This window comes from Streptomyces sp. NPDC002265 (assembly GCF_040296125.1).
Taxonomy (GTDB): domain Bacteria; phylum Actinomycetota; class Actinomycetes; order Streptomycetales; family Streptomycetaceae; genus Streptomyces.
Genome location: NZ_JBEOWS010000105.1, coordinates 1 through 26,070 on the forward strand (window position 1 = coordinate 1; position 26,070 = coordinate 26,070).

29 protein-coding genes, 1 tRNA gene and 2 pseudogenes are annotated in these 26,070 nt (G+C 69.4%); 13 read left to right on the top strand and 19 right to left on the bottom strand.

Features of this window, described 5'->3' with window-relative positions; genetic code table 11:
* The coding region (locus ABT085_RS19815; protein WP_351609169.1) for a TIM barrel protein at positions 1–527 on the bottom strand (527 nt) is incomplete at its 3' end.
* A gap of 281 nt (positions 528–808) precedes the next feature.
* On the opposite strand from ABT085_RS19815, the gene yicI reads away from it, so the two are divergent.
* Positions 809–3,079 carry an alpha-xylosidase gene (yicI, locus tag ABT085_RS19820; RefSeq protein ID WP_351609171.1) on the top strand — a complete coding sequence of 757 codons (2,271 nt, stop codon included), beginning with the start codon at positions 809–811 and terminating at the stop codon, positions 3,077–3,079.
* Positions 3,080–3,215: 136 nt separating this feature from the next.
* On the opposite strand, the gene ABT085_RS19825 is transcribed toward yicI, so the two are convergent.
* Positions 3,216–4,517 (bottom strand): HEAT repeat domain-containing protein, encoded by a 1,302-nt coding sequence (locus ABT085_RS19825; protein WP_351609174.1) that lies wholly within the window; start codon positions 4,515–4,517, stop codon positions 3,216–3,218.
* 103 nt (positions 4,518–4,620) lie between these two features.
* The gene (locus tag ABT085_RS19830) at positions 4,621–5,097 is read right to left on the bottom strand and encodes a MarR family winged helix-turn-helix transcriptional regulator (protein WP_351609176.1); all 477 of its coding nucleotides are present in this window, start codon (positions 5,095–5,097) and stop codon (positions 4,621–4,623) included.
* A gap of 98 nt (positions 5,098–5,195) precedes the next feature.
* Here ABT085_RS19830 and ABT085_RS19835 point away from each other — a divergent pair, with 98 nt between their 5' ends.
* A complete protein-coding gene (locus ABT085_RS19835; RefSeq protein WP_351609179.1) occupies positions 5,196–6,302 on the top strand; it encodes an epoxide hydrolase family protein in 1,107 nt (368 codons plus the stop codon).
* A gap of 36 nt (positions 6,303–6,338) precedes the next feature.
* On the opposite strand, the gene ABT085_RS19840 is transcribed toward ABT085_RS19835, so the two are convergent.
* Positions 6,339–7,238, bottom strand: a complete 900-nt coding sequence (locus ABT085_RS19840) for an aminoglycoside phosphotransferase family protein (RefSeq protein WP_502982760.1) — start codon at positions 7,236–7,238, stop codon at positions 6,339–6,341.
* 189 nt (positions 7,239–7,427) lie between these two features.
* Here ABT085_RS19840 and ABT085_RS19845 point away from each other — a divergent pair, with 189 nt between their 5' ends.
* The 3 genes from ABT085_RS19845 to ABT085_RS19855 all read left to right on the top strand — a co-directional run bounded on the left by ABT085_RS19845 (position 7,428) and on the right by ABT085_RS19855 (position 10,012).
* On the top strand, positions 7,428–7,937 hold the full coding sequence (locus ABT085_RS19845) for a SigE family RNA polymerase sigma factor (RefSeq protein WP_351609245.1): 510 nt from the start codon (positions 7,428–7,430) through the stop codon (positions 7,935–7,937).
* Between the two features lie 10 nt (positions 7,938–7,947).
* Entirely contained in the window at positions 7,948–8,298 is a 351-nt protein-coding gene (locus ABT085_RS19850) for a hypothetical protein (protein WP_351609181.1), read from the top strand.
* A 163-nt stretch (positions 8,299–8,461) separates the two neighbouring features.
* Complete coding sequence (locus ABT085_RS19855) at positions 8,462–10,012, top strand: dolichyl-phosphate-mannose--protein mannosyltransferase (protein ID WP_351609248.1); 1,551 nt, start codon at positions 8,462–8,464, stop codon at positions 10,010–10,012.
* Between the two features lie 588 nt (positions 10,013–10,600).
* Here the strand turns inward: ABT085_RS19855 and ABT085_RS19860 are convergent.
* Both ABT085_RS19860 and ABT085_RS19865 read right to left on the bottom strand, forming a co-directional pair.
* Positions 10,601–11,017 (bottom strand): hypothetical protein, encoded by a 417-nt coding sequence (locus ABT085_RS19860; protein ID WP_351609183.1) that lies wholly within the window; start codon positions 11,015–11,017, stop codon positions 10,601–10,603.
* A 232-nt stretch (positions 11,018–11,249) separates the two neighbouring features.
* Positions 11,250–11,573 carry a hypothetical protein gene (locus ABT085_RS19865; RefSeq protein WP_351609186.1) on the bottom strand — a complete coding sequence of 108 codons (324 nt, stop codon included), beginning with the start codon at positions 11,571–11,573 and terminating at the stop codon, positions 11,250–11,252.
* Positions 11,574–11,924: 351 nt separating this feature from the next.
* Here ABT085_RS19865 and ABT085_RS19870 point away from each other — a divergent pair, with 351 nt between their 5' ends.
* Positions 11,925–12,221 (top strand): DUF4240 domain-containing protein, encoded by a 297-nt coding sequence (locus ABT085_RS19870; RefSeq protein ID WP_351609189.1) that lies wholly within the window; start codon positions 11,925–11,927, stop codon positions 12,219–12,221.
* Between the two features lie 521 nt (positions 12,222–12,742).
* Here the strand turns inward: ABT085_RS19870 and ABT085_RS19875 are convergent.
* On the bottom strand, positions 12,743–13,309 hold the full coding sequence (locus tag ABT085_RS19875) for a hypothetical protein (RefSeq protein ID WP_351609192.1): 567 nt from the start codon (positions 13,307–13,309) through the stop codon (positions 12,743–12,745).
* Positions 13,310–13,497: 188 nt separating this feature from the next.
* Here ABT085_RS19875 and ABT085_RS19880 point away from each other — a divergent pair, with 188 nt between their 5' ends.
* From ABT085_RS19880 to ABT085_RS19900, 5 genes and pseudogenes are all read left to right on the top strand, one after another.
* A complete protein-coding gene (locus ABT085_RS19880) occupies positions 13,498–14,148 on the top strand; it encodes a DUF4328 domain-containing protein (protein WP_351609195.1) in 651 nt (216 codons plus the stop codon).
* Between the two features lie 341 nt (positions 14,149–14,489).
* A complete protein-coding gene (locus ABT085_RS19885; protein WP_351609198.1) occupies positions 14,490–15,038 on the top strand; it encodes a barstar family protein in 549 nt (182 codons plus the stop codon).
* Positions 15,024–15,106, top strand: a tRNA-OTHER gene (locus tag ABT085_RS19890). Before ABT085_RS19885 ends, ABT085_RS19890 begins: the two co-directional genes overlap by 15 nt.
* A 766-nt stretch (positions 15,107–15,872) precedes the next feature.
* A pseudogene (locus ABT085_RS19895) lies at positions 15,873–16,938 on the top strand (IS110 family RNA-guided transposase).
* Positions 16,939–17,039: 101 nt separating this feature from the next.
* Complete coding sequence (locus ABT085_RS19900) at positions 17,040–17,186, top strand: hypothetical protein (protein WP_351609200.1); 147 nt, start codon at positions 17,040–17,042, stop codon at positions 17,184–17,186.
* A gap of 22 nt (positions 17,187–17,208) precedes the next feature.
* Here ABT085_RS19900 and ABT085_RS19905 read toward each other — a convergent pair whose 3' ends face one another.
* The 11 genes and pseudogenes from ABT085_RS19905 to ABT085_RS19950 all read right to left on the bottom strand — a co-directional run bounded on the left by ABT085_RS19905 (position 17,209) and on the right by ABT085_RS19950 (position 22,735).
* Positions 17,209–18,417, bottom strand: a complete 1,209-nt coding sequence (locus ABT085_RS19905) for a globin domain-containing protein (protein ID WP_351609203.1) — start codon at positions 18,415–18,417, stop codon at positions 17,209–17,211.
* A gap of 220 nt (positions 18,418–18,637) precedes the next feature.
* On the bottom strand, positions 18,638–18,811 hold the full coding sequence (locus ABT085_RS19910; protein ID WP_351609206.1) for a hypothetical protein: 174 nt from the start codon (positions 18,809–18,811) through the stop codon (positions 18,638–18,640).
* A gap of 92 nt (positions 18,812–18,903) precedes the next feature.
* Entirely contained in the window at positions 18,904–19,317 is a 414-nt protein-coding gene (locus ABT085_RS19915; RefSeq protein ID WP_351609209.1) for a gas vesicle protein K, read from the bottom strand.
* On the bottom strand, positions 19,314–19,553 hold the full coding sequence (locus tag ABT085_RS19920; RefSeq protein WP_351609212.1) for a gas vesicle protein: 240 nt from the start codon (positions 19,551–19,553) through the stop codon (positions 19,314–19,316). The genes ABT085_RS19915 and ABT085_RS19920 overlap by 4 nt, the downstream gene beginning before the upstream one ends.
* Positions 19,550–20,377, bottom strand: a complete 828-nt coding sequence (locus ABT085_RS19925; RefSeq protein WP_351609215.1) for a GvpL/GvpF family gas vesicle protein — start codon at positions 20,375–20,377, stop codon at positions 19,550–19,552. The genes ABT085_RS19920 and ABT085_RS19925 overlap by 4 nt, the downstream gene beginning before the upstream one ends.
* Positions 20,370–20,780 carry a gas vesicle protein gene (locus ABT085_RS19930; protein ID WP_502982761.1) on the bottom strand — a complete coding sequence of 137 codons (411 nt, stop codon included), beginning with the start codon at positions 20,778–20,780 and terminating at the stop codon, positions 20,370–20,372. The genes ABT085_RS19925 and ABT085_RS19930 overlap by 8 nt, the downstream gene beginning before the upstream one ends.
* A pseudogene (locus ABT085_RS46715) lies at positions 20,754–20,867 on the bottom strand (gas vesicle protein); the annotation flags it as partial. The pseudogene ABT085_RS46715 and the gene ABT085_RS19930, both read right to left, overlap by 27 nt.
* Before the next feature lie 20 nt (positions 20,868–20,887).
* Positions 20,888–21,142 (bottom strand): gas vesicle protein GvpG, encoded by a 255-nt coding sequence (locus ABT085_RS19935; RefSeq protein ID WP_351609222.1) that lies wholly within the window; start codon positions 21,140–21,142, stop codon positions 20,888–20,890.
* A 12-nt stretch (positions 21,143–21,154) separates the two neighbouring features.
* On the bottom strand, positions 21,155–21,868 hold the full coding sequence (locus ABT085_RS19940; RefSeq protein ID WP_351609224.1) for a GvpL/GvpF family gas vesicle protein: 714 nt from the start codon (positions 21,866–21,868) through the stop codon (positions 21,155–21,157).
* A gap of 2 nt (positions 21,869–21,870) precedes the next feature.
* Complete coding sequence (locus tag ABT085_RS19945) at positions 21,871–22,344, bottom strand: gas vesicle structural protein GvpA (RefSeq protein ID WP_351609227.1); 474 nt, start codon at positions 22,342–22,344, stop codon at positions 21,871–21,873.
* Between the two features lie 28 nt (positions 22,345–22,372).
* The gene (locus tag ABT085_RS19950) at positions 22,373–22,735 is read right to left on the bottom strand and encodes a gas vesicle protein GvpO (protein ID WP_351609230.1); all 363 of its coding nucleotides are present in this window, start codon (positions 22,733–22,735) and stop codon (positions 22,373–22,375) included.
* A 144-nt stretch (positions 22,736–22,879) separates the two neighbouring features.
* Here ABT085_RS19950 and ABT085_RS19955 point away from each other — a divergent pair, with 144 nt between their 5' ends.
* Both ABT085_RS19955 and ABT085_RS19960 read left to right on the top strand, forming a co-directional pair.
* Positions 22,880–23,680 carry a histone protein gene (locus ABT085_RS19955; RefSeq protein ID WP_351609233.1) on the top strand — a complete coding sequence of 267 codons (801 nt, stop codon included), beginning with the start codon at positions 22,880–22,882 and terminating at the stop codon, positions 23,678–23,680.
* Positions 23,681–23,683: 3 nt separating this feature from the next.
* Positions 23,684–24,763, top strand: coding sequence for an SRPBCC family protein (locus ABT085_RS19960; RefSeq protein ID WP_351609236.1), 1,080 nt, complete (start codon positions 23,684–23,686; stop codon positions 24,761–24,763).
* 68 nt (positions 24,764–24,831) lie between these two features.
* Here the strand turns inward: ABT085_RS19960 and ABT085_RS19965 are convergent, their stop codons facing one another.
* Positions 24,832–26,031, bottom strand: coding sequence for a beta-1,3-glucanase family protein (locus tag ABT085_RS19965; RefSeq protein WP_351609239.1), 1,200 nt, complete (start codon positions 26,029–26,031; stop codon positions 24,832–24,834).
* Positions 26,032–26,070 lie beyond the last annotated feature (39 nt).

Genomic DNA, 26,070 nt, shown 5'->3' on the forward strand with positions numbered 1-26,070 from the left:
TAGCCCTGCCCGGTGACGTACTCGCCCAGGAGGTCGAACGCCTCCTTCATCCGGTCCAGCGCCACGCGCACGTCCTTGGCGGCGCCGGACTCCGCACCCTCGCGCCCGCCCCAGGCCACATACGTCTTCGCACCCAGCTCCACGGCCAGGTCGATGTTGCGGATCGTCTTGCGCAGCGCGTAACGGCGCACGTCACGGTCGTTCGCCGTGAACGCGCCGTCCTTGAACACCGGGTGGGTGAACAGGTTCGTCGTGGCCATCGGCACGCTCAGACCGGTCGCGTCCAGCGCCTGACGGAACCGCTTGATGTGCGACTCGCGCTCACTGTCCGAGGACCCGAACGGGATCAGGTCGTCGTCGTGGAAGGTCACTCCGTAGGCACCCAGCTCGGCCAGACGCTGCACCGTCTCGACCGGGTCCAGGGCCGGCCGGGTCGCGTCACCGAACGGGTCCCGTCCCTGCCAGCCGACGGTCCACAGGCCGAAGGTGAACCTGTCCTCGGGGGTGGCGTTGAAGCGCTTCGACATGTGACGGCCCTTGCTGTCGCGCAGTCCGGCAACACTGCCGGACGGGTTTGTTTGATGTGATGACTAATACGCCAAGAGCGTGCTCTCGCGCTAGCCCCACGTGGCGCGTCTCTCTCCGTGGCTCGACGTGAAGACCACGCTCGTCCGTGTAATCGAGCCTGATCAGAGCCTTTGCATCGCCAGGACGGGCTCGTGGGCCGGATTTGTTTTGTGTACGATCAAATTCGTCGTGACGTTGCCCGTGCCCCGGTCCGACGGCCTCCGCTCCCCTGAGGAAGATCATGAAGTTCACCAATGGCTTCTGGCGTATTCGCGATGGCGTACAGATCGCCTACGCCACCGAAGTACGCGACGTGCGAACCGAAGCGAAGCGCTTCACCACCCATGCGGCCGTGCAACGGGTGACACGCAGGGGCGACACCCTCAACGCACCGCTCATCTCGGCCGAGTGCTTCTCCCCCGCCGAGGGCGTCATCGGCGTCCGGCTCACCCACCACTCCGGCAAACGCCGCAACGGCCCCGAGTTCACCGTCGCCGGCGTCGAGGGCGGCGCGGGCGAGGTGCGCACCGTCGCCGGCGTCACCGAGCTGACCAGCGGTCCCCTCACCCTGCGCCTGGACCGCGGCGCGCCCTTCACGCTCAGCTTCCGCGACGCCGACGGCCGCGAACTGACCCAGGCGGGCACCAAGGGCGCCGCCTTCGCCACCACCGACCAGGGCGGGCACCACATGGTGGGCAAGCTCGCCCTCGGCGTGGGCGAGCAGGTCTACGGCCTCGGCGAACGCTTCACCCCGTTCGTCAAGAACGGCCAGGTGGTCGACATGTGGCAGGCCGACGGCGGCACCAGCAGCGAGCAGGCCTACAAGAACATCCCGTTCTACCTCTCCTCGCGCGGCTACGGAGTGTTCGTCAACCACCCCGGCAAGGTCTCCTTCGAGGTCGGCTCGGAGTCCGTCGGCCAGGTCCAGTTCAGCGTCGAGGACCAGACCCTGGAGTACTACGTCGTCGCGGGTCCCACCCCGAAGGACGTGCTCGCCCGTTACACCGGCCTCACCGGCCGCCCCGCCCTGCCGCCGGCCTGGTCCTTCGGCCTGTGGCTGACGACCTCCTTCACCACCTCCTACGACGAGGCGACCGTGATGTCGTTCGTCGACGGCATGTCCGAGCGCGGCATCCCCCTGTCCGTGTTCCACTTCGACTGCTTCTGGATGCGCGAGTACCAGTGGTGCGACTTCGAATGGGACCCGGACGTCTTCCCCGACCCCGCGGGGATGCTGGCCCGGCTCAAGGCCAAGGGCCTGCGGATCAGCGCCTGGATCAACCCCTACATCGCCCAGAAGTCCCCGCTGTTCGACGAGGCCGCCGAGCTGGGCCACCTGGTGCGCCGCGCGAACGGCGACGTATGGCAGTGGGACCTGTGGCAGGCGGGCATGGGCCTGGTCGACTTCACCAGCCCCGAGGCCTGCGCCTGGTTCCAGTCGAAGCTCAAGCCGCTGCTGGACCAGGGCGTCGACTGCTTCAAGACCGACTTCGGCGAGCGCATCCCCACCGACGTCGTCTGGCACGACGGCTCGGACCCCGAGCGGATGCACAACTACTACACGGAGCTGTACAACAGGACCGTCTTCGAACTGCTGGAGAAGGAGCGCGGACAGGGCGAGGCCGTGCTGTTCGCCCGCTCCGCGACCGCGGGCGGCCAGCAGTACCCCGTGCACTGGGGCGGCGACTGCTGGTCCTCCTTCGAGGCGATGGCCGAGTCCCTGCGCGGCGGGCTGTCGCTCTCCCTGAGCGGCTTCGGCTTCTGGAGCCACGACATCGGCGGCTTCGAGGGCACCCCCGACGCCTCGGTGTTCAAGCGCTGGCTGGCCTTCGGCCTGCTCTCCTCCCACAGCCGGCTGCACGGCTCCTCCTCCTACCGGGTGCCGTGGGAGTTCGGCGAGGAGGCAGTCGACGTCGCCCGCCGCTTCACCCTGCTCAAGCACCGGCTGATGCCGTACCTGTACGGCGTCGGCGTCGAGGCCCACCGCACCGGCGTGCCCTCGATGCGCCCGATGCTGCTGGAGTTCCCCGGCGACCCGGCCTGCCGCCCGCTGGACCGCCAGTATCTGCTCGGCGCCGACCTGCTGGTCGCCCCGGTCTTCGCCGAGGACGGGGAGGTCGAGGTGTATCTGCCCGAGGGCACCTGGACGCACCTGCTCACCGGCGAGCGCGTCACCGGCCCGGTCTGGCGCACCGAGCGCCACGGCTACGACAGCCTGCCGCTGTACGTCCGCGAGGGCGCCGTCCTGCCGCTGTCCGCCGACGACCGGCGCCCCGACGGCGACTGGCTGGAGGACGTCACCCTGCTCGTCCACCCGACCGCCGAGCCCGGCTACGCCCGCACCGTGACCGTCCCGGACCTGGACGGCACCACCGCCGCCACCTTCCGGGTCCGGCGGGACGGCGACACGCTGAGCGTCACCGCGGAGGGCAGCGACCGGCCCTTCACGGTCCGCATCGCGGGCGGCGCGAGCGCCACCGGGACGGGCGAGGTGACGGTACCGCTGGCCTGACCCGGCACGGCGCCTCGTACCGGGGCCGGGGAGGAACGGGATCCGCGCACGCGCCCCGCCCTCCCCGGCCCCGGCGTCCGTAGCCCGGCACCCGGCACCCGGCACCCGGCACCCGGTGGGACGGACTGCGGCAGCGCTAGATCCGGTACGCGCCCGTCGGTACGCCGCGGGTGGCGCCGTACGGAGTCAGCGCGACGACACCGGTACCCCGCGACGGGCTGTCGGCGCCGATGTCCAGCGGACTGACCCCGATCGCACGGGCGATGTCCGGTGCCAGGTCATGGGCGGCCCAGCGCCATTCGTCCTCGTCCTCCTGTGTCTCCCGCGCGGCGTCCCATTCGGGGCTCAGGCCCAGTTCGACGCGGCGGGCCCGCTCCGACGGCAGCGGCTCACCGAGGGTCAGCAGCTCGTCGTCCCCCTCGCCGGTCTCGCAGTAGCGCCGAAGCACGGTTCCCCGCTCGGCGACGAGCCAGGCGGAGCCGTCGCCCTGTCCGCCGTAGTAGTAGGCCTGCGCCTGTCCGTAGCGGGCGCTGAGCCGGGTGCACAGGCGCAGGACGTCCGCGCTGCGCTCCTCGCCGCACGGATCGCACCAGGCGCCGAGGACGAAGGTCCAGCCGTCGAGCTCCGGGGTGACGAAGACCCGCTCGTTGCCGTCGTACTCCGCCGTGTCGCATCCGTGGCCGTCGGCGTCGACGATGTCGTTGCCGAGCGCGAAGGTCACGGGTCTGGGCTCGGTCAGGCCCAGGGTCCGCAGTATCCCGGCCTGGTCCCCGCTCGGCACGGCGATCCAGTGGTTCCAGCAGGCCCACAGCGGCTCGGGCCGGTCGTCCGGGAGCTTGACGCGGATCAGCCGTTCGATCGCGGCCCGGTCGGCGTCGGACAGCGCCGCCTCGCCGCCCAGTTCGGCCAGCACCGTCAGCGCCCGCGCCCGCTGCCGCCCCGGACCCTGCTCGCGGACGCGCCGGAGCAGCGGGATGATCTGCCCGCCCTGGAGCACCAGGGCGTGCGCCGCCTGCCGGCCCACCTCCTCGTCCGGATCGCCGAGCAGCGGCAGCAGCGCGGTGGCGGCGGACCGGGCGCCCTCGCCGCAGCGCTGGATCCCGCGGACGGCGGCACCGCGGACGAGCGGCAGGGGATGCGTGAGTGCCGCCGTGTACCAGGCCAGGGCGGGCTCGCCGAGGGCCGTGAACACGAAGCCGAGCCGTCTGCGGGCCTGCTCGGTGGGCGCGGAGACCAGTCCCTGGAGCAGGCCGTCGAAGCCGGGCCGCCCGAGACGTACCAGTACGGCGGACAGCTGCCGCCGGTCCACCGGGGACGCCTCGTCCGTCACCTCGCGGACCAGCCGCGCCACCCCGTCGGCGCCGAGCGCGACCAACGCGTCCGCCGCCGCGTCCCGCCGTTCGGGCACGGCGAGGTCCTCCACCAGGTCGGTGTCCACCGACAACCCCCTCCCGCCGGACCGGTCCGGACTCCCCGGCCTTCATCATGGCGCACGCCTCTGACAGCGGCCGGAGCGCTCGGACCGCCCGCGCAGGGACGGGTCACTTCGCGTCGTGGGGGTCGGGGTGACCGGGCCGGTGGTGCTCGGTCAGGACGGTGAGCAGACGGGTGAGTTCGCCCTGCTGGTCGGGGTCGAGCGGGGCGAGGAGTTCGCGCTGGGCGTCGGCGACGAGCGCGTCGAGGTGCTCCCGGCGGCGCCGGCCCTCGGCGGTCAGGGTGATGACGTTGCGGCGGCGGTCCGCCGGGTCGGGTGCGCGGCGGATGTACGCGGCGTCCCCGAGCTCGTTGAGGACGGCGACCATGTCGCTGCGGTAGATGCCGGTACGGCGACTGAGCTCCGCCTGGCTCGCGGCGCCGTCCTCGGCGAGCGCGGTCAGCACGGCGAAGTGCCACTTGCGGGCGTCCACGGCGGCCAGACGCTCGTTGACGAGCCGGTCCGCGACGGCCGCGACCCCGGCGATCAGGCGACTGGGGATGGCGCGCAGCCGGGCCGGGGTGGGTTCTGGGGTCGCGCTCACTGGGGGTCCTCCGGCTCTTGCGTTAGTGTCACTAACATTCTACATTCGTTAGTGTCACGAACGTTAGGCCTCCAAACGAATCCTCAGGAGTGACCATCATGATCGAGCCGTTCCGCATCGACGTCCCCCAGGCCGACCTCGACGACCTCACCGACCGCCTCGCCCGCACCCGCTGGCCCAACGAGGTCGCCGACGCCGGCTGGGACTACGGCTTCCCGCTGACGCGACTGAAGGAGCTCGCCGAGTACTGGCGCACCGGCTACGACTGGCGGGCGCACGAGGCCGAGCTCAACAGGCTCCCGCACTTCACCACCGAGATCGACGGACAGAACATCCACTTCGTCCACGTCCGGTCCGCCAAGCCGGACGCGCTCGCGCTGATCCTCACGCACGGCTGGCCCGGCTCGTTCCTGGAGTTCCTCGACGTGATCGAGCCGCTGGCGCGCGACTTCCACCTGGTGATCCCGTCCATCCCGGGCTACGGCTTCTCGGGTCCCACCCACGAGCGCGGCTGGGACGTCGGCCACGTCGCACGGGCCTGGGCGGAGCTGATGCACCGCCTCGGCTACGAGCGGTACGGCGCGCAGGGCGGCGACTTCGGCTCGGGCATCTCCACGGCGCTCGGCGCGGTGGCACCCGAGCACGTCGTCGGAGTCCACGTCAACTACCTGCCGACCCGCCCCGACCCGGACGCCGGCATCGAACTGTCCGTGGACGACGAGGCCAGGCTGAACAAGATCAAGCAGCTGATGGCGAACCGTCCGCCGTACCAGGCCCTCCAGGCCACCACCCCGCAGACCCTCGGCTATGCGCTGACCGACTCGCCCGTCGGCCAACTGGCCTGGATCGCCGAGCGCTTCGCCCACTGGACCGACCCGCGCACGCCGGTCAGCGACGACCGCGTGCTCACCGACGTCTCGCTGTACTGGCTGACCGCCACGGCCGCTTCGTCGGCCCGACTGCACCGTGACACGCCACGGGGCACCGCGCCGTGCCCGGTGCCGGTCGGCGTGGCGGTGTTCGCCCACGACATCACCCAGCCGGTACGGCCGCTGGCCGAGCGGCTGTACGACATCAGGCACTGGTCGGAGTTCGAGCGCGGCGGCCACTTCGCCGCGATGGAGGTGCCCGAGCTGCTCGCCGAGGACGTCCGGGAGTTCTTCCTGACCCTCCTCGAGCACGACCGGTCGGCCGTGACCCACTGACGGCCGACGCGGGAACCGCCCTGTACTCGGTCGCCCCTACACGGACGCCAGGACACGGTCGAGTGCGGCCCGGCCCGCGGGGCCCCAGTGCGGCTTGCCGCCGGGCAGACCCCGGTTCCCGGCCTGGCCCATGAGGACGAGGAAGAGGCTCTTCGCGGCCGCCAGGGCTCGTGCCCGCCGGATCATCGCCTCGTCCACGGGTGCGTAGGCGTCGAAGAACCGTGCTGCCGCGCCCGCGGGAAGAAGCACCCACGCGGCCGCGAGATCGACCGCCGGATCTCCCGCGCACATGTCGCCGAAGTCGAGCACGCCCGAGAGGGTGCCGTTCGACACGACGACGTTCGCCGGGTGCAGGTCGCCGTGCAGCCACACCGGTGGGCCCTGCCAGTCGGGGGCCGCGAGTGCCTCGTTCCAGATGTCCCGGACGTGGTCCTGAACGTCGGCCGCGTCACCCTGGGAGACCACCTCCTTGAGCATCCGCGCGAAGCCGTCCGTGAGCGTCGCCAGAGGGACTCCGCGATCCGCACTGCGCGGAGCGTCGGCGGGCGCGGCCGTGTGCAGCGCCCCGAGGAAGTCCGCCAGGGTGTCGGCCGCTCCGCCGTGGCTGATGGGGGCGCGGTCCGCGGGCTCGCCCGGAACCCAGGCCGCGATGGTCCACGGCCGTGGGAAGCGTGCGGACGGTTCGCCGGTCCGCAGGGGGGTGGGGACGGGCAGCGGAAGGCGCGGCGCCAGGGCGGGCAGCCACCGGTGTTCCTTGCGCAGGAGGGAGGGCGCGCGCTCCGTGCGGGGCATCCGTACGGCCAACTCGTCTCCGAGACGCCACAGTTGGTTGTCCCAGCCGCCGTCGACCGCGTACAGGTCCAACTGCGCCAGGTCCGGGTGCTGTTCGCTCACCAGGCAGCGCACCAGGTCGTGGTCGATCTCCAAGTTGTCCACGATCCCACTCAACCATCCCGGCGGAATGGGAGGTCGTGCCGGGACGTGTGCACCGCAGGAACGGCAGATGTGTTCCACGCCACATGGCGCAGGTGCATAGCCGAGCGGGGGCCGGTGTCTTTCTTCAAGGTGTGAGTACGTACGGCGGCGGATGTGGCCGCCGACCTGGAGGCAGGGGAGGTGACGCCGATGGAGCGGTCGCGGTCCGAGGAGTTCGACCGGTTCGTGACGGCCCGGTGGGCGGCGTTGCTTCACCTGGCCCGGCTGCTCACCGGCGGGGACCGGCACCGGGCGGAGGATCTGCTGCAAGAGGCTCTGGTCAAGTTGTGGTTCGCCTGGCCCAGGGTGGCCGGGCAGGCACCGGAAGCCTATGTGCGCAAGGTCCTGGCCCGTGCCGCGGCCCGGTCGGCACGGCGTCGCTGGTGGGGCGAGCACCCGGTGGACCGGCTGCCCGACCCGCCCGAGGCGGCGGACGAGGTCGCCGCCGTGGACGAACGGACCCGGCTGGAGGCCATGTTGGCGTTGCTGCCGGCGCGGCAACGGGCCGCGGTGGTGCTGCGCTACTACCAGGACCTGCCCGAGCGGCAGGTCGCGGAGGTCCTGAACTGCCCGGTGGGTACCGCCCGTTCGCTGACGGCACGCGGCGTCGCTCGGTTGCGGCGGCTGCTGGCCGAGGCGACCGTCGAGCCGGTGAAGTGAAGAAGGAGCCATGGATCACTTCGAGCAGGAGCTGACGCGGCTGATGCGGGACAGCCGGGAGGACACGCCCTACGAGGACCGGCACCGGCGTCGCCTGCACGGTGCCGTCCGTGCCCGGCGGCGGGCCCGGGCGGCCTGGCTGGCCACCGGATCCGCGCTGGCCCTGGCAGGCCTCGGCGTCGGGCTGGTGTTCCTGGCGAGCGCCTTCGCCCAGGGTGGGACCGGAGGTCGGCAGCCCCGCCCTGTTACGTCCGCGGAGTCGGTCCCGATGCCGACGGCGGCGCGTTCCGCCCCCGCTGCCCATGGGGTGCCTTCGCCCCACGCCCGTCACCAGCCGGAGAGTTCCCCACGTGATCCCTGAGAGCGTGCCCGCGCACGTCGACGAGCCGCACCGGGCGCCGGGCGGCCGGCCGGACTCCTGGGAGCGGCGGCTGCGCCGCTTCGGGCACGTCGAGCGGCCGTACGCGTCCGTGCGCGACCGCCTGGTGGTGCCGTTCCCCGAACCCAGCACACGTCCGTGGCGCATGCTCGGGCTGTCCCGGGCAGCGGCGGGCCGGGCGGCCCGCTGGTCGGGCTGGGGCGGGCCGCTGCTGGTGACGCTGCTCGCCGGACTGCTGCGCTTCTGGCGTCTGGGCGACCCGCGGGCGATCGTGTTCGACGAGACGTACTACGCCAAGGACGCCTGGTCGCTGCTGCGGCTCGGCTACGAGGGCAGCTGGCCGGACCGCACGGTCTCCGACCCGCGGATCCTGGCCCGTCCCCAGGAGATCCCGCTGTCCGACGCCGGGGCGTTCGTCGCGCACCCGCCGACGGGCAAGTGGGTGATCGCTCTCGGCGAGTGGCTGTTCGGCCTGAACCCGTTCGGCTGGCGCTTCATGACGGCGGCTCTCGGCACGCTGTCGGTGCTGATGCTGTGTCGCATCGGACGCCGTCTGTTCCGTTCGACGTCGCTGGGCTGCCTGGCCGGAGCGCTGATGGCGGTCGACGGTCTGCACTTCGTGATGAGCCGCGCCGCACTGCTCGACCTCGTCGTCATGTTCTTCGCGCTGGCGGCGTTCGGATGCCTGCTCGTCGACCGGGACCACACGCGGTCCCGGCTGGCGGCGCTCCTGCCGGTCGCCGAGGACGGCCGGGTGCGCCCGCACGGACCCACCGGTGACCGTGCCGGGACGGGAGTGCGTCCCTGGCGGCTGACGGCCGGCGTCTGTCTGGGGCTGGCGGCCTCGACCAAATGGAACGGCCTGTATTTTCTCGCCTGGTTCGCGGTCCTCACCCTGCTGTGGGACGTCGGCGCCCGCCGGGTGGCGGGGGCACGCCGCCCGTGGCGTGCGATGCTGCGCAAGGACCTCGGGCGATCGGTACTGTCCCTGGTCCCGGTCGCGGTCCTGACGTATCTGGCGACCTGGAGCGGCTGGTTCCTGTCCGACAACGGCTACGGCCGCCACTGGGCGGACGGCCGCGGCGGCACCTGGTCGTGGATCCCGGCCCCGCTGCGCAGCCTGTGGCACTACGAGTCCGCCGTCTACCGGTTCAACGTGGGACTGCACACTCCGCACAGATACGAGTCGAATCCCTGGAGTTGGCTGGTCCTCGGCCGCCCGGTGCTGTTCCACTACACCGCACCGAGCCCCGGGACGGCCGGCTGCGGGACCACGGCCGGCTGTGCCCAGACGATCCTCGCCCTGGGCACACCGCTGCTGTGGTGGTCGGCCTGCTGCGCGCTCGTGTACCTGCTGTACCGGTGGGCGCTGCGCCGCGACTGGCGCTGCGGCGCCGTCCTGGGCGCGGTGGGTGCCGGTTATCTGCCCTGGTTCCTGTACCAGGACCGTACGATCTTCTCCTTCTACGCCGTCGTCCTCGTGCCGTACCTGTGCCTGGCCGTGACGATGATGCTCGCCGCCCTGCCGGGACCGCCGGGAACGACCGGCAGACGCCGCACCCGGGGCATGGTGGCCGCGGGCGTCCTCGTCCTGCTCATCACCTGGAACTTCATCTGCTTCTGGCCCCTGTACACCGCCCAGACCGTCCCGATCGGCTTCTGGCGGTCGAGGATGTGGCTGGACAGCTGGGTCTAGCTGGGCAGACACACCGAGAGGGTGTGGCAGACTGCCGCGCCCTCTCGGTCGTTGCCGGCCGTTAGCGGTCGTCGTTGGTCGCCCTCGGACGGCCCCAGGACGGCCCAGCAGTCTGGTCCGGCAGATTTACAGCGGGCTCCGTCCGTCACCTGTGGCCTGCTGCTTTCCCCGACCCTGAGGCTCTTGGGGGACGCCTGGGAGAGACAGCGTCCGCTCGCCAGAGGCTGCAACTCCGCAGCAGTGCCACTTTGTGCGGGGGTGCCGCCCCTTCGGGCATTCTCTGCGGCGACTGTCAAGGTACGCATCTGACCAGGGGAAATGGCGTTGGTCGGCGTTGGCTGCTGGTGAACCTGTGCGAGGCCGTTGTGCCCTCGTTGTGCCCTCTCCAGGGCGGCCGGGTTCCGTCCGCGACTCGGAGAAGGTGAGCACCGCTTTAGGAGTTCGATCTGGAGGGCCGAAACTCCTTCGGTAGGCCCACCTGGCTTGGGGCACTGGCCGCCCACGTGCGTCCACCTTTGCCGCTGTCTGCCGCCGTTGATGTCGACGGTGGATATCAACTCCTGGGAAAGGGCACGTCCATGCGGGATCTCAGCGGGGCGAGATGCTCGGTGAGGCTCCGTCCAGGCAGTGGTCGTATGCGGCTTTCATGGAGGGGTACGACGCGCTCAGAGCTATCCGACTGCCCGGAGCGTCGTCTTCGCAGACATATCCCCCTGGGCCCAAAGCTGTCTCGACGTGCAGCATTACTTCGTAGGAGGAGATGTGCACGGTGCGATGCGCCCCTGCTGGGATGACTCCTAGGCTGTGCTCCTCCGCGCATTTGATGTCCCCGTCGCCGGCGCACCAGAAGACGCGCACTGGGTTCGATGTGCTGTTCACCAGAGCGATCGGATCGACGTTCTCGGGGTCGGTCGGATCAGGGTCGCAACCGGCAATAGCGAGTGCAGCCAAGCCCAGAAGGATCATGGTCGCAGAGCGGGCAACACGGCTGTTCAGCAGATCCACTTGCTCTCCGAGAGGGCGTCATATGAAGCCCGCACCGTATCGCAAGACCGTCGTCCCAGGACCTCAGCTTGGGAAGCTGAGGCAGTCTGAGGCCAGTTGGTGGGCTGAACTGGGCGAACGGCTGATGCGTGGCCCTGGGGGCTCGGCTGATTTCACCGAGGGTCCCCGCTGTTCCCCGCTCGATCTGGTGCGGTTGTGGTGCGGCTGTTCAAGGAGTGGGTGTCGCGGGCGTTCAGTGCTCGCGGAGGCCGCATTCGGCCGCGTACAGGGTTGATCCCGGGGTGATCTCGGTCGGTGTTTGCTTGAGCTGGATGAACGCGGCGCCGGACGAGTCGACCGTCAGGGCTTCGATACTTACCGTCGCAGCAGGTTGGACGAAGGGCGGCACGTGCAGCTCGGCCTGAGTCGGCGGCAGGAGCGGCGTGCCTTCGACTACGGCGATGGCCGTGAGCGCGCCGTCGGGTTGGAGTTCCGTCTCTTCGATGGTCAGCTGCCAGTGAAGCTCTGCTTCCGCGAGGAGTTGCCTGCCCAAACGCCCCTGGGGCGCGTCGGTCATCGTTGAGCGCCCTCCCACGGCCCCAGGACGGCCCGGGAGGGCGCTTGTGTCTACGCCCGCGTCTGGGTCCATCGACGGTCGGCCCGTGTGGTCGCCTGCGGGCGCTGCCGTATGCCGTCGTCCGGCCCCGTTCACGTCAGGCTTGGATGTCAGACGGCTCTGACATTCTGCGCCGGTGAGAATGACATGGGCCGCCTTCTGGGCGCTGATAGCCACCCTGAACGGCGAAGCCACGCAGACGAACTGCCGGCGCCTGGCCGAGGAGCTGAGCCGCCGTCCCGTCCCCGACATATCGGCTTCGCGGAACGGCATGCCGAGGCTCTCTACCGCCTGGACCAGGAGAAGTTCGGGATGCTTCCCGTCGCCGACATGACGTTCCCGAACGGCACTCCCTTCCCACAGTCTTCTGACGGGTTCCTGTACGCCCGTTGCGCTGTCGTTGCTGCAGGGCAAGCCGTATGGGAAAGCGTATTCCTCGACGTCGACAAGTTCTTCCCGTACACCTCCGCCGAGTGCGACGGGGAGTGGCTGCTGTACGTGCCGGATCAGGCATACGAACTCGCCACCGGGAAGGAGTGGGACCGTTCGACCCGATACTGCTACGAGAGCTACTCCAACAAAGATGGGTGGCCGGACCTGGGGAGCTGAGGTGAGCTACCGCTTCATGGGGACCTCGTAGGTCGGTCCGCCTGGCGCCGGCTCGTTGTCAGTGCCGCCTTGCTGGACGGAGTACAGGACCGTTCAACTGTGTTCATAGGCAGGTGAGTGCTACGACGACTGCTGCGGATGGTCCTGCCTGGACGGCGGTGGCCCTCGCTGGATGAGACGGAAACTGAAACGGTCTGGCACACGGCCAGACCGTCTTCACTTGCTACAGCCTTCTGATCCGTGGCTCTACAGAGATCGGTCATCAGCGGTCATACAGGCTGCCGAAAGGGTGCTGATGGGCACTGCCGGGCGTCGTCGGTTGCCGTGTGTACTTCACTGCTGTACCGCTACTGGCCTCGCCGGCCGACACCCTCTTTAGGAACGAGGTGGGGCGATCGCACGCGTGACCTGCGATTCCCCTGCCTTGAGCGGGGTCGACGGCACGCGCCTCTGCGTACCCCGACTCCCCGTGAGTCCCCGCCCGTTCTGGCACGGCTGTGGCACGGTCTCGCCACTCCGTTTCAGCGTCGACGGTTTGAGCGCCCGCGGCGGCGTCCCAGCAGCCTCGCCTGCTCGCTCTTCAGGTGAGAGAACCGGTCGCGGGTGTACTCCCTCAGCTCCCGGCCAGGGAACGGTATGAGGGACAGGTGTTCTTCGTAATTGCCCTCGGCCCACTGCGCGGCGGTGATCTCGTATCCAGCGACATGCGCGCAGAGCTGGAGCAGGGCCGAAGGCATCTCCTCCTCGATCAGAAGATCGGCCTTCGTGACCACCACGTCGCGCATTGCCTGAATGTTGGGGATGAAGACGGTAGTGGCCCATGTGCGCCACCGTGCGAGCTCCTGCTCGGTGGGAGGTATGTCGTGGTGGAAGGGATCACGCCCGTCGGGGCGAGCGTACATCTCAGAGAAGGTGTCGTAGGCGCGGCTGTTGGCTTCCATCAGCGCGAACAGAGGACCGTAGAAGTCGCTCAACTGGACGTTGACCCGCGTCAGTCGGGCCTGTCTCTGCGCCAGTCGCAGTCCGTTGAGATAGGTCGCCAGGTAGCCGATGAACGCCAGCCCGACTGTCAAGATCACTGTGGCCATGAGAGGTGATGTTAAGCCGCTCCGATTGGATCACCGCCGGAGGTCGCGCTTGTTGGTGTCAGCCGCTGATGTCAGCTCCCTGTGGCGGCTTGGCCTGCCAGGACGCTGTGTCGGCCACATCCCCGGGGGGTTAAGATCCGCTGCCGACCTGCGAGAAGTCCGAACGGGCGGCTTCCCGGAGGTGTGAAGTGGCCGAAACAGTCAGGGTGCCGCGCGGACAGACCTGGTTTGCCAGCGTCGCGCTCGCCGCGTTCGCACTGGTAACTCTCGCGGCCGGGCTGGCGGCATGGCACAAGTACCGACTGCTGGCAGAACCGACTACGCCGGGCCCGTACGTCGACAACCCGCTGGTCGAGGTCGACACGTACTTCCGAAACCTGACGGGCTGGCGAACGGGGCTGCTCCTCGTGGCCCTGCTTCAGTTCAGCATCTGGCTCGCCACCATGCGCGACGTCGCGGACGTGCTCTGGCGCCAGGGACAGCGCCGACGCAGAGCGTGGCTGATCTTTGGCTGGGTGATACCGATTGCACAGCTCATCGTGCCCAAGATGTTCGTCAACGATCTGTGGGCCGCCAGCCAGCCGGAAATGCAGCGTCGACGTGGACATCCCCTGCTCACAGCATGGTGGCTGTCGGTCCTGGTCGCAGGCACGGCGTTCACCGATGCTCCCAAGGACTTGAAGAAGGCCGTCACTGCGGACCAGGCTCGAGATGCGCTACAACAGATCATGTTCAGCGACGGTCTGGACGTCTGCGCCGCCGCACTGTCGATCGTTGTCCTCTGGCAGCTCATGCGCCGGTTGGAGCGCGCCGCTGCGATAGCGTCTGCTGAGGTCTGAGCAACGGGCCGAACGGCGTGTTGAAGGCCCCCTGGGCGTATGCATGCCCACGCGGTCGGTGGAGTCTCAATGGGCGTGGCAGGCGCCGACAACTGCGGTCAGTAGCCGAAGAAGTGATCCATGGGGCTGCTGACGTGGGACCGCCTAGACGATCAACGCTGTGACCAGCGATCGAGCAGTCAACGGTTGTCGGCGTTGGTCGTTGGTGTGCACCCTCGGACGGCCCAGAGACGGCCCCCAAGGGCGCTGATCTGTGGCGGCGATACAGGCGAGATCCGCATGGCCGGGGGCGGTGGAATTTTCGCCATAAGGCGCAACCGCTGTATGCCAAGATCGGGTACGTGAGCGAGCATTCATGGTCCGACAACGGCGCCGACCAGTTCTACCGTCAGCTAGCGGCGGACACCTTCATCACCCTCTACTGGCGTCGAGAGCTCCTCGACCAGACCATCGAGGGTCTTCGCGACCGGCACTTCGCGGTTGTGGAAGTGGATGCCTTTGGATGGACGACCGAGAAGGATCTGCACCGGGACATTGCCGCGGCCCTGGACTTCCCCGACTACTACGGCCGCAACCTCGACGCGCTCAACGACTGCCTTCGCGACGTGGTGGACGGTGAATACGGTGTACCTTCCGATGCCGCTGGCTTCGTCCTTGTTCTCACCCACTATGACCACTTCGCTCGGGCATGTCCCCGACAGGCTCAGATCGTCCTAGACATCCTGGCCGACCACGGCCGAAGCGCGGCGGTGTTCGGGCAACGTGTGCTTTGTTTGGTGCACAGCGACGATCCAGACATCACCTTTCAGCCCGTTGGAGCCGTGCCGGTCATGTGGAATCAAGCGGAATGGCTCGACGCGCGGCGCCGGCCCGGAGCGGACGGGTGCTGACCTCAAACGGTCTTGAAAACCGTCGTGGCAGCGATGTCACCGTGGGTTCAAATCCCACCACCTCCGCAGGTGAACGGTCCCTGACCAGGTACATCGGTCAGGGACCGTCGTGCTGTGCGATGGCCGTGGGTGACCGTCGTTCCCCGGTGTTCCCCGCTCGATCGGGCACGCCGGGGGCACGGTCAGTCTTCGGTGGGACTGGGTGCCGTGAGGTCGACCCATATCCACGGCTTGTGATCCCAGTCGCGTACCTCGCCTATGACTAGGTCGGTGGTCGTCCCCACTGGCGGTAGGTCCCGCACGAGGCGCTTCACTCCCGGCTCGCTTCCGCGGCGAATCGTGTCCAGTGACGCGCCCACCGGGTCGTACTCGTCGAGCTTTGCCGTGAGGCCCCATGGCCGGTGACTAGTGATCGTTGCTTGGACTGTTTCGCTTTGCCGAAGCTCGCTGAGAGGCCGTCTCGGTTCGTCTGCCATGGCGGCATCCTCCTCCTCAACCCACCACTCACCCCAGCTCCCATCCCGTCCGCCGTCGACCCACACACCGTGGAGCAGGCGCGGTTCAGGGCGTCCGGGTGGAGCGCGCCACTGTACGAACGACTGTGAGGATTGATCGCGGCACCGCTCGGTGGCCTGACCCGCCGAGCGATTGACGCTTCGGGCTGTCCTTTCCAGGAATCGTCGGCCAGCTGGGCGGTGCCGTTCTGCACGCGGCCGGTCGAGCGCCTGTGACCTCGTAGGGGCCCGGCCAAAGGTCCCATCACAGTCTTGTCCTGGCGCCCGACCGGCCCGTGCGATCCCTCGCGTACCGCACGGAAGGACGGCAGGCACCGGCATGACAGATCAGATCGCGGTGGTCGGCGGGGTGGACACCCACACCGACTTCCACCAGGCAGCGGTGATCGACAGCATCGGCCGACACCTGGCCACCGCAACGTTCCCCACCACCCCCGACGGCTACTGCCGCCTGCTGGAGTGGATGCGCTTGCACGGTGACGTGCTCGCCGTCGAGGTCGAGGGAACCGGCGCCTTCGGTTGCGAACTCGCCCGCTTCCTGCGGGCGAGCGAGGTGACCGTGGTCGACGTCGACCGCCCTGACCGCAAGGCCCGGCGGGCCAACGGCAAGTCCGACCCCGTCGATGCCTACGCCGCCGCGACCGCCGTCCTGTCCGGCCGCGCCCACGGCCGACCCAAGACCCGCGACGGCATCGCGGAAGCCATCCGGTCCCTGCGGGTGGTCCGCCGCTCGGCCGTCAAGTCCCGCACCCAGACGATCAACCAGATCCGCACGCTCATCGTCTCCGCCCCAGCCGAGGTCCGGGAATGCCTGCGCAGCCTGCCCACCTACCAGCTGATCGCGCAACTGGCCCGCTCCCGCCCCGGCGCAGACCTCGCCGACCCGACCTGCGCGGTCCGAACCGCCTTACGGCGTCTGGCCCGCCGCTACCAGCACCTCACCCAGGAGACAGCCGAGGCTGACGCCGAACTCGCCCCTCTGGTCACGCAAGCAGCTCCCGGGCTGACGGATCTGATCGGCGTGGGCGGCCGAGACAGCCGCCCAACTCCTGATCACCGCAGGCGACAATCCCGACCGGCTGAAGTCCGAAGCTGCATTCGCCCACCTGTGCGGGGCAGCCCCCGTCTCCGCCAGTTCCGGACGGACCAACCGCCACCGCCTCAACCGTGGCGGCGACCGCCAGGCCAACCATGCCCTCCACACGATCGCTCTCGTGCGCATGCGCTACGACTCCCGCACCCGGCTCTACGTCGCGAGACGCACCGCCGAAGGCATGTCCAAGAAGGACATCTTCCGCTGCCTCAAACGCTTCATCGCACGAGAGGTGTACAAGCATCTGACCAGCATGAACGATCCACAACTGCACCCCCCACAGGCCACTTGACGTCCTATAGGAGCTTCCTGGACGCCCTGGGCCGCGACTGCTCGGCTCTGCCTGGCGAGGGCCTGTTGTAGCTGTACGTACAGGGTCCTGACCGGCCCGGCGTGCTCGGCGTCGACATCCGTCCGGCCGAGGCTCCCGCCACCGCGCTGCTCGCCTCGGTGGCCGGACTCCTTGGGGAGCGGCAGTACCGGCGGCCCGCACCGGATGATCCGCACTGCGAACTCCTGGTGGACCTGACCGGCTGGTAGGGCCGGTCCGGCGGCGGATGCGTCAGTCGACGTCCGCCTGCCACAGGTCGGGGCCGAAGACCTCGTACTGGATGTCCTGGGGCGGGACGCCGCGTTCGAGGAGCCTGCTGCGCAGGGGCTGCATGAAGGCCAGCGGGCCGCACATGTAGTACACCGCGTCGTCGGGAAGTTCGACCTGGTCGATGTCCATCAGTCCCGGGAACACGCCGGTGACCGGCTCGTTGGTGTCCGCTCCGTTGTCGTACCACACGTACAGTTCCGCGTTGGGCAGCTCCAGGATGTCGCTGACCACCTGGCGGCGCAGCGCGAAGGACGCCTCGTCGGCGTCGGCGTGGAGCATGGTGATCGGCAGCCCGGACTCGGCCTGGACGAGGTGCGAGAGCATCCCTGCCATCGGGCTGATCCCGATGCCCGCCGTGGCGAACACCACCGGCCGTCCCGAGTCGTCGAGCACGACGTCGCCGTAGGGAAGCGACACCGTGAGGACGTCGCCCACCTCGACCGAGTCGTGCAGGAAATTGGACATCTCGCCGTCGGGTTCGCCGCCGCCGTGGACGCGCTTGACCGAGAACTGGCGGTGCTCACCGTCGTCGGCCCGGGTCAGGCTGTACTGGCGCGGCTGGCGCACCCCGTCGGGCATGGTCATCAGCACGGTGACGTACTGGCCCGGGAGCGAGGTCGTCACCAGCCGGTCGTCGACCCGCTTGAGCACGAAGGTGACGACGTCGGCCGTCTCCTTGATCTTCTTCTCGACCTCCCACTTCCGCCACACCGTCTCCGGCGTGACGCCCCGCGCGCTGTAGAGGCCGCGCTCCTGGTTGATCAGGGCGTTGGCCATCAGCCAGTAGACCTCGTCCCAGGCCGCGGCGACCTCCGGGGTGACCGCGTCGCCGAGGACGTCGACGATGGCCCACATCAGGTTGTCGTGAACGATCCGGTACTGGTCGGGACGGATCCCGAGGGACGCGTGCTTGTGCGCGATGCGGTTCAGCAGGTGGTCCGGCGACTGCTCCGGTGTCTTCACCAGCCCGGCGGCGAAGGCCGCGACCGAACCGGCGAGCGCCTGCTGCTGCGAGCCGTGGGCCTGGTTGCCCCGGTTGAACACGCCGTCCAGGAGTTCGGGGTGCTCGGCGAACATGTGCTGGTAGAAGCGTTGGGTGATGTCCCCGATGTGCTGGGCGACGACCGGAAGCGTCGCGGTGACGACGGGCCTGGCGGTGTTCGAGAGCATGTCGGGTCTCTCCGGCGGCAGTGAGGGACGGCGCGGATCGTACCGTCGGGGATCAGCGGGACGTCCCGTCGGGGATCAACAGCGGTCGACCCGCCGGTGAATGCACCGACAGTGCGCGACCGCGGCGGGTGCGGCGAAGACACGGCGCGGCGTGCCCGTCGTCCACCCTAGGAGCGGGCCGTCGGTGCCGCACCTCGGTGACGCCGGCCGGAGGGCCGGGTCAGTGTTTGAAGGAATCCTTGGTCTTCTCCTTCGCGCCCCGCATCGCGCCCCGGGTCTGGAGGGCGGCGCCCTTGGCCGCGACGGTGTCGTTGTGTACCGCGTGAGCCACCTTTCGGACGGCCTTTCCCACGACCTGCTCGGCCTTCGCCTTGGCCTTCTCGCCGGCACCCATCTCAGTACCTCCGTCGAGTTCCAGTCGCCGGTACCTCCGTCGAGTTCCAGTCGCCGCGTGCCCGTGCTGCGGCAGTCGAAACCCTCGTGGGTTCAGCCGGACGGGTCGGGTGGGAGCAGCGTGCCCAGCGGGCCGAGGTCGAGGTTGAGATCCGCCATGGTCAGTCCGTAGCGGGCGCAGAGTTCGGTCATGCGGTCGTGCAGGATCATCAAGGTCATTCCCAGCCGCTCTTCCTCCTCCTCGGTGAGGTCGCCCTGGTCGACGCGGTGCAGCGCCTGCCGCTCCATGAGCTGGCGCAGCAGTTCCACCAGGGTGAGGACGAGCCTGACCAGGTCGCGTTCCACGGTGTCGGGATCGGTCGTGATACGACGGGCGGGCCGTGGCGGGGAGCCGCCTCGCACGGGCGTGATGTCGTCGGGTACGGCGGGCAGCAGCCGGAACGCCCGGGTGGCGGCGTCGGCGATCTCGCCGAGGCGGTCGGCCGGACGGTCACCCGGGCGGCTCACGGCGCGTCCTCGGGCCCGGGCTCTGCGGCCCTCTGCCACGGCGACGGGGTCCGCGCGCTCACCGAGACGATCAAGGCTCGCAGGGAGATGCGCACGAGGTCGATGTCCGCGATCGACAGCACGACATCGCCGGTCAGGACGGCCCCGCCGCTGAGCAGCCGGTCGAGCAGATCGATGAGGGCCACCTGCCGCTGTGCGAGTGGCTCGCTCCCGGACGGTCCGTCGGCCGCGCTCATGGCGCCTGGTCCGGTGCCTCCGGTGCCCGGGGCTCCGTACCGGGCTGGGCGGCGAAGGAGTACGGGGCCCAGGGCCCGGTGACGTCGACGCGGATGCCGGGCAGGCCCTCGGCGGCCCGCAGGATCTCGGCGCGGAAGGTCTCCGCCTTCTCCCGTGCCACGAGATAGGCGTCGTTGACGACGTTCTCCCCGGCGCCGGAGGCGAGTTCTCCCTGCTGCACGCGGTGGCGGGCGTGTGCGGCGGCCACCGCGTCACCTATCTCCTCGACGCGCTCGGCGGCCTGGCCCGCGGCGCGGTGGGCCTCGTCGCGCGAGTGCCGCTGGGCCCGGCGGGCGCGCAGATAGGCCCGCCCGGCACCCACGTCGTCGTCCGCGGCGGGATCGGCGGGACCGGCCGTCTCCGCCCGCGGTTCGACATAGATCTTGACCCCCCACTCGATGTGCCCGGCCAGCCGGTCCAGCGCCCGCGTGAACATCTCCGCGTCGTCGCGCAGGGCCCCGCGCACCCGGTCCTCGTCGAGGTACACGGTGGCCAGGCGCAGCGGCAGCACCGTGGTGTGTGCGGACAGGATCTCGATCACGGTGTGGTGGGCGCGGGCCACCGTCTCCAGCCAGTCCAGGTCCTCCAGATGGCGACGCAGGGCGCTCTCCTGGAAGTCCTGCGCGGGCACCGTGCTCACGACGGCCGCCAGATCGCTCCCGGGACCCTGCGGCACGAGGTGGACCGGCTTCCCGGCCACACCGACGACACCGGCCAGGGCCGCGTCGAGCCCCTCGGCGTCGTGGCGCACCACGGCGTAGGCGTACGTGACGGCGTCAGTCATCCGGTGCCTCGCCGCTGCGCCGGCTCGTGGACGGCCGCGGGGCACGGCGCCGCCGTACGGGCTTCTCCTTCTCGCCGGACGGCCGTACGGCCTTCTGCTGCTCGCCGGACGGCCGTACGGCCTTCTCCTTCTCGCCGGACGTCAGCTCCCGCTCCTCCTTCAGCGCCTCGATCTCGGCGCGCAGGCGCCTGTTCTCCATGGACAGCGCGCTTTCGCCGTGGGCTCGGGAGGACAGCGACGGATCGTGCTCCCACCAGTCGATTCCCATCTCCTTGGCCTTGTCGACGGAGGCGACGATCAGGCGGAGCTTGATGGTGAGGAGTTCGATGTCCAGCAGGTTGATCCGGATGTCCCCGGCGATGACGATCCCCTTGTCGAGGACGCGTTCGAGAATGTCGGCCAGGTTCGCGGAGGAACCCTGACCCTGGGAGTACGGCGACGCGGCCCGGGAAGGGTACGAACTCAGCCGGTCGACAGGGCGATCGGTCACGCGGCCACCTCGATTCCCGGTCAGTTCGCGGTGTCGCCCCGCCGGTAGGCGGCGATCTCTTCGAGCCGGTCGAGCAGTTCGTCCTCGCGTGCGTCGAAGGTCGCCTGGTCGATCCGGCCCGCGAGCAGTTCCTTCTCCAGCGCGGCGAGTTCACGTTCCACCGGTTCGGGGTCGTAGTACTCCTGCTCGGCGGCCTCCACCACCCGGTCCACGACCCAGCCCACGCCCCGCACGGGCGCCAGCGGGAGCGTGAGGATCTGACCGATCAGGCCCATGATCAGCACCTCTCAGACGAAGCTGTACGGAGGCAGGGGGCCGCGCAGCCGGAGCTCGCACTCCTCGCCCAGTTGATTGGCGACGCTGATCTCGGTGGCCAGGAACATCTCCTCCTGGGACGAGTCGACGAGGAAGGAGGCGTTCACGAAGTCCTGGCTTCCGGAGGCTGTGACGCTCTCCTCCCTCGCATAGGGGCGCAGCGCCTCGATGATGCCCGCGCCGAGCGCCTGCTGCCGGGCCTGGACCTCCTGCGCGACCAGTTCGCCGAGCGCGATCGACATGTCGGGGGTGCCCGAACCGGCGCGGATCTGCTCGTTGAGTTCGCGGGCCTCCGGCGACTCCAGCAGGATCCGTCGCAGCAGCGCGTCCTCCTCCCAGGTGGCCCGCAGGTGGTACTCGGCACAGCCTTCCAGGCTCTCCAGCCGTTCCTGGTATTCCCCGGCCCGGTCCTCCAGGGCCCTCTTCACGGATTCGTCGTCCCCGGTCGTCAGCCCGAAGCGCAGCGGCAGCACCGCCCCGTCGGCCATGAGAGCTTCCTGCACCTGCTGGTGGGCGAGGACATCCCGACGCCTGGGGCGCAGATCCTCGGGCGCGTCACTGACGACCGCGCACAGCACGCCGGCCGTCACCGTGCGCAGCGAGCCGGGCGGTTCGCCGACGCCGTGGACGTCGTCCAGACGTACCGGATGGTCCTTCGAGACGATGGAGTAGACGTAGACGGTCATGGTCACTCCCTGTCCCGCCGGGAAGCCCGTCTGGCCGACCGCCGGGCCGCCCTGGGCTCCTCCTCGTACTCGACTTCCGCTTCCTCGCCTTCTCCGTCCGCCTCGTACCCCTCCTCGTCCTCACGACCGCTGGGCAGGGCATCCTTGACCGCCTCGACCACACCGCTGAGCGCGCCCTTGGACTTGCCTCTGGCCCCGCCCTCGGTGACCTCGCCGACGAGGTCGGTGAGCTGGGTGGGCTGCTTGGCGCCGGACTCGAGGTCCAGGCGGTTGCAGGCCTCGGCGAAGCGGAGGTATGTGTCCACGCTGGCGACGACGATGCGGGCGTCGATCTTCAGAATCTCGATGCCTACCAGAGACACCCGGACGAAGACATCGATGACGAGGCCGCGGTCGAGGATCAGATCCAGGACGTCGTACAACGTCCCTGAACTTCCTCTGGCAACGCCGCCTCCACCCTGCGGCACCATGGTCATGGCGTCTCCCTTCACCGCCCCTGGAATGTCAGCCGCGCCGGTCGATCTGCCCCCGCGTGTAGCGGCGGGTCCGCTCGTACGCCAACAGGTCGCCGTCCTCGTCCAGCGTCACGTGATAGGTCCCCATGACGCTGGTGGTTTCGGGGATGCGCTCCAGTTCGAGTACCTCGACGTCGGCCTCCCAACCGTCGTCGGTGCGCTTGACGGCCGACACCGACTCGGGAGCCCGTCCGAGGAGTTCCGCCAGCTGACCGGCCGCCGAGCGCATGGCCCATGCCGCCGAACGCTTACCCGACCGCCCGGCCGCCCGGCTGCCCGAGCGTGCCGCAGCACCTTCCGCGCGGGAGGGGCGCTTCCTGCTCCCGCTGCCGTCCTTCTCTGACGCGGCCATGTGCTTCGTCCCGTGACTGGAGCGGCATCATCCTGCCGTCGAAACGTACCATTTAAGCATATACGCCCGTAAAGGTTGGCCGCGATGAACCCCTGACCGCGGCGCACCAGCGGGGAGACAGCAGCTCTCCGGAGGGAACGACTGATGAACGATACGACCAAGATCGCTATTGCTGCCGCGCTCGCCGGCGGCTACGTCCTCGGTCGCGCGAAGAAGGGGCGGATGGCCTTCGGAGTGGCCACCTACCTCGCCGGGCGCCGATTCGGGCTGGAACCACAGCAGTTGCTCACCGAGGGACTGCGCAGGGTCCAGGAACTGCCGCAGTTCGCCGAACTCAACGAGCAGGTGCGCGGAGAGCTCAAGGACGCGGGACGCAAGGCGCTCATGGCCGCGGCCGACCGCAAGTTCGCGGACCTCGCGGACGCGCTGCACCAGCGCACCGCCCGCATCGGCTCGGAGGAAGAAGAGGAAGAGCCGAAGGAGAACGCGGAGTACGAGGCGGAAGAGGACGAAGAGCCCGAAGAGGAGGAGGAATACGAACCGGAGGACGAAGAAGAGCCGGAGGACGAGGAAGAGGAAGAAGAGGAAGAGGAAGAGGAGGAGGAACCCGAGGAGGAGCGGACCGAGCCCGCGGCAAGGCATCGGCGCCGCACCGCCCCCACGTCCAGGCAGGCGCCGGCGAAGAAGACCGCCAAGAAGACGGCGGCGAAGAAGTCTGCGCCACCGGCGAGGAAGACCGCCAAGAAGTCCCCGGCACCGGCCAAGAAGTCCGCCGGAAAGAGGGCCGCCCCGGCGAAGAAGACCGCCCGGAAGACGGCGGCGAAGGCGGCGCCACCGGCGAAGAAGACCGCCAAGAAGACGGCGGCACCGGCCCGGAAGGCCGCGACCAGGAAGACTGCCCAGAAGAAGACGACGGCCAAGAAGGCCTCGGCACGGCGGAGGTAGGTCATGGCCAGGACGGCACAGGACGCCGGGCAACACCAGACTTCCGGCTTCGACCAGCTGCGTGACGAACTCTTCGACTACATGGGCGCCCAGGTGGAGAACCTGGCGGAGAAGGCGGGGGACAAACTGGGGGACCTCACCGACCAGTTGACGGAGGTGTCCGAGAACGGCGGCATTCTTCCCAAGGTCGGTGCCCGCGTCCTCCAGGGCGATTCACCTGTCAAGGCCCTGATCGGCGAGAAGGCCAAGAGCGTCAAGGAAAGCCTGACCGAGAAGGCCAAGAACCTGTTCGGCGGCAAGGGAAAGGGACGCAAGTCCGGCACCACCAAGGTGATGAACATCGTCGAACACCTCGACGTCGGCGTCCCGGTGCGCTTCGCCTACGACCACTGGACCCAGTTCGAGAAGTTCAGCGACTTCACCAAGGGGGTGCGCAGCGCGTCCCGGCACGACGACACCACCAGCGACTGGAAGGTGAAGATCGGGCCCTCCACCCGTTCCTGGAAGGCCACGATCCAGGAGCAGGTCCCGGACGAGCGGATCGTCTGGACCTCCGAGGGCGCGAAAGGCACCACCCGGGGCTGTGTCAGCTTCCATGAAGTGACACCCACACTCACGCACATCGTTCTGGTCGTCGAGTACTACCCCTCCGGCCTGTTCGAGAAGACCGGCAACATCTGGCGCGCCCAGGGCCGTCGGCTGCGGCTGGACGCCAAGCACTTCCAGCGGTTCGTGAGTCTCACCAGCCAGGAGCCCGAAGGCTGGCGCGGGGAGATCCGCGACGGCGAGGTGGTGCGCACCCACGAGGAGGCGTTGGAGGAAGAGGAGGAAGAGGAAGCCGCGTACGAGTCGGAGGAAGGCGAAGAGACGCCTCCCGAGGGCGAGGAGGACGAATACGCCGACGACGAGTACGAGGAGGACACCGAACAACCGGAGGACGAGGAAGAGCCCGAGGAAGAGGAGGAGGAGCCGGAGGAGGAGCCGGAGGACGAGGAAGTGCCCGACGGGGAAGAGGAGTTGGAGGAGGACGAGGAGTGGGAGGACGAGGAGGAGCCCGACGGCCGGGCAGCCGGCAGACGCTGACCGCTCGACGGCCGCCGAGCCGCCGAGCCGCCGAGCCTCGCAGTGCCGCAGTGCCGCAGTGCCGGGCGTCAGAACGCCGACAGCGTGAGGGTGAAGCCGGTCGGGCTGGTGTCCTGGACGTAGGAGGCGAAGTCCGCGACGTCGTCGAAGGCGAATCCGTACGCCTTGCCGTCCACGGTCGCCGCGTGGATCGCCTTCGCGTAGTGGTTGGTCAGGCTGCCCTGGTAGAAGGCGGCCGGGTCGGTGGCGGGCTGGGCGATGTCGGCGAGCAGCGTGGAGCGGTTGAAGCCCGCGCCCAGGACCGCGGCGACGGGGCCGGTGGTGCCGTCGTTGGGCGCGGCGAGGTTGCCGTCGCAGAAGAGGACGTCCCGGGTCGACGGCTTGGCGAAGGACACGGAGGCCGGTCCGTCGAAGGTGAACCGGTCGGCGCGAACCCGGCCGGTGAACGTGCCGGCGTTGGTGGTGACCTTGAGGTCCTTGCCGGTGTACGTGCTCCACACCGTGTCGATGTACGGGGCGAAGTAGTCCTTCTTGAAGATGCCCGCGTCCAGGCCGTGGCCGGGGGCGATGATGCGGGTGTCGTCCACGACCAGCGGCGCGAACTCCTCGACCTTCTTGACGGCGGCGAAGGCGGCGGCGCGTCCGCCGTCGCGGAGGGTGCCCGTCGTCTGGTCCTTGTCACCGGTGAGGCGGATGGCCATCGGGATGCTGAACATGTCGACCATGGTGGTGTTGCAGAACATGCCGGCCGCGTTGTGCGTGAACTCGGCGCAGTCGTGCAGCACCCCGTAGTTGGGGTCCGAGGTGACCCATCCGGCCGGGTACTGGAGCGCCGCGTTGCCGTTGCCGTCGGTCACCACCTTGAACTTGAGCTTCTGGCCGAGTGCGACGTAGATGCGGCCGGACATGAACGGCAGGGACAGCTTGGTGTCGCCGCTGCCCGCGAGCGGGATGGCGTAGTCGGTGAAGCCGTCGGCACCGTTGTCGGAGAGGGCGATCGGGGCGACCGTGCCGTCCGGGGTGAGCCGGACCTGCTTTCCGTCCAGGTTGCCGACGACGTAGAGATGCACCGAGGCGTTGTCGAACGAGCCGCTCTTGTTGACGATGGTCATCGGGAGCGAGCCGGTCACCGCGGTGGCGCCTGCGCCGGACTGGTCGGCGAGCGCGTACGGGGCGATGGCGGCGATCGCCGGGATGCCCACGGCGGCACCGCCGAGGGCGAACATCATCTTGCGGCGGGTCAGGTTGCGCTGGTGACGGGGTGCCATGGGGGGAGCTCCTGACGGGGCGGCCCCGGCCGAGGCCGG